At 69.6% G+C, this 2,008-nt stretch carries 2 protein-coding genes; both read right to left on the bottom strand.

The annotated features are described in order from the left end of the window. Positions 1-72 precede the first annotated feature (72 nt). Entirely contained in the window at positions 73-1,017 is a 945-nt protein-coding gene (locus ACQRUO_RS39290; RefSeq protein WP_428320980.1) for a DUF5655 domain-containing protein, read from the bottom strand. A 142-nt stretch (positions 1,018-1,159) separates the two neighbouring features. Beyond that, complete coding sequence (locus ACQRUO_RS39285; protein WP_428320979.1) at positions 1,160-1,426, bottom strand: hypothetical protein; 267 nt, start codon at positions 1,424-1,426, stop codon at positions 1,160-1,162. Between the last annotated feature and the right edge of the window lie 582 nt (positions 1,427-2,008).

The following is a 2,008-nucleotide window of genomic DNA, read 5'->3' as shown; positions in this document are numbered from 1 at the left end:
CCCCCCCCCCCCTCCCCACCCCCATGGCGATTCCCCCCCCCCCCCCCCCCCCCCCCCCCCCTTCCGCGTCCGTCAGGACTCCTCCACCGCCCGCCGGATCAGCACCGCCGCCTTGTCCACGTCCGCCGACGACGTGATCCGCACCTCCAGATCACCCGTACCCAGATGCCCGATCCCGCGCACGTCCCGCGTGAAGCCTGGCTCCAGCTCCACCGTGTCCGGATCCAACCGCAGGTACACCAGCAACGCCCGGTGCGAGGGCGACGGGCGGAAGACCACCGACGCCACGTTCAGCATCCGCCGGTAGGCGATGTAGTGCTTCAGCACCACCACCTCCAGCTCACCCGCCGCGGCCAGCACGTCGTCCAACTCGCCGTACAGCTCCCGCAAGCACCCCGGCACCTCCACCAGCGAGCCCGGCCCCGCAACCACGCTCGCCTCCGGCCCGGCATCCGCGGCGACCACCGGCTCGGCCGGTATCGGCACGGAGGAGCCGGTGACGCCGGCAAACGGCTCGACCAACTGCAGCGTCAACAGCTCCGGACCGAACACCCGGTACCGCACCAGATCCATCCGATGATCCCGCTGGTAGAGCGAAGCCGCCGCCCGATCGTGCTTCGAGAACTCCGCCGCGACACAGATCACCCGAGGCCGACGCCAGTCCACCGCCTCCGCCACCACGGCACCCAGCCGTCTACGCACCAGCGCCTCGAACTCCGGCCGGTGCGCCATCAGCCACACCAGGTAGGACGCCGCCTGGGTAATCACCCCCGCATCCCGGCCGCGCTTGAACTCGATCAGCACCGGGACGTTGTCCTCGTCCAGGCCCAACGTGTCGATCCGCCCCTGGTGCCACGAGCCCGTCGGATACTCCGAGGCCAGAAACCGCACCCCCAGCATCGCCTCCAGCGACCCCTCGACCCGCCGCTGCAGCTCCCGCTCCCGAGCCACCGTCGAACCCCGCAGCTCGACATCACGGCCATCAGCACCCCGCCGGAACACCTTCAGATCGGTCACCCACACCCCTTCGCACGACCGGTACGCAGAGACCAATCACGAAGACGAGCGCCGTATTCCTCCCCCGCCGGCGAGTCTGCTCGGCCGCCTGGGACGAAGCCACCCAGCCCGTGGCCACGTGCGGGCGCCGGCACCTTCTGGCCTACCGGGCGCGCAGCATCGCCTCGCACTCCAGACAGCGCCGGTCGGCCAGCTGCGGCGGGTACCAGGGCTCCCCAGGCCGGCCAGGCCGGTAGTGGGAGTGCTCCATCGCATTGGTGTCCAGACCGCACAGCGTGCGAGGCAGAGGGTCCTCGGGCACATCCGGGTCGGCCCCCGCCACGTGGACAGCGACGACCCGAGGCTCGACACCATCCGGCCCGAGCGCCTCGTCCTGCTCCAGCTCGAACAGCACGACGATCGATCCCATGGCTGCAAGGCTCCACGACACGCACCTGGTCCACCTCCGGGGTGGTCCGTCTGGGTCCTCCGGCAGCAGCGGCCTGGCGCGAGTGCTCCCCTGTAGGGATATGACAATCGCTGCGGGGCGCCCAGGATGGCTCCGCTGGGACTCTCTCGGTGGACAGCCGGTGGACGGACGCCTTTGGACGGTGCAGCATAAGGTGGCACAGGTCAACCTGCCGCACATACTCTGATCAGGCACGATGGCACGAGACGGCACGGGGCAGCACCACGCAACATGAACCCTCATGGTCTCGTAATGCGTAGGTCGGAGTTGTGAAGCGCAACCCCCTACTTCGCCAGGCTGCGGCAACGAAATCGCTGCGCAAGTGGACCGTTCAGTTTCAGGAGTGCGTCACGAACCGGGTCCTTCAAAGGGCCTCTGATCTGGCGCGCTGTGCCGCCGGCTGCGGCGCTGATTGCAGGGGCTCTAGGGCCTGTCTTCAAACCCCCGTCGTCCGCCCGAAGGGCGGGCGCGGCGGCGTTGGGGTGCGTGCATCGGCGGCGCCGAGGAGGGAGTCCATGCGGAGCATCGGCGACTGACGAGAAG

The sequence above is a fragment of the Kitasatospora sp. LaBMicrA B282 genome (assembly GCF_050325825.1).
Lineage (GTDB): Bacteria > Actinomycetota > Actinomycetes > Streptomycetales > Streptomycetaceae > Kitasatospora.
Note: the sequence above shows the minus strand (reverse complement) of the source record. Positions and strands in the feature narration are given on the sequence as shown.